The sequence below is a fragment of the Opacimonas viscosa genome, assembly GCF_024199005.1.
Taxonomy (GTDB): domain Bacteria; phylum Pseudomonadota; class Gammaproteobacteria; order Enterobacterales; family Alteromonadaceae; genus Opacimonas; species Opacimonas viscosa.
Genome location: NZ_JANATA010000109.1, coordinates 1 through 275, shown reverse-complemented (window position 1 = coordinate 275; position 275 = coordinate 1). Strand labels below are relative to the sequence as shown.

Below are 275 nucleotides of genomic sequence, written 5' to 3'. Positions count from 1 at the left end.
CTATAGGCTTCGACCCTTCATGGTTAGAGATTCATAGAGGGTAAGGGTAAAGCCACCATTTTTATTTTTGGTGGCTTATTTTTATATCACCTCACTATATTCCTTCACTTGCTTTATTTCATCGGTTTGATTAAGACACTTCAATATTTCTTTTGCAACGGCACTAATAACCGGAACTGGAACGCTATTACCAGTTTGTTTTCGAATTTGTTGGTCAGAAACAACCACTTTAAAGTCTTCTGGAAAACCTTGAAGTCTCAACAATTCTTTTGGAG

The 275-nt window shown here is 36.7% G+C and carries 1 protein-coding gene; it reads right to left on the bottom strand.

What is annotated here, in order from left to right; translation table 11 throughout:
• Positions 1 to 81 precede the first annotated feature (81 nt).
• A partial coding sequence (locus NLF92_RS12905; protein WP_254102614.1) for a DNA cytosine methyltransferase occupies positions 82 to 275 on the bottom strand: 194 nt, incomplete at its 5' end.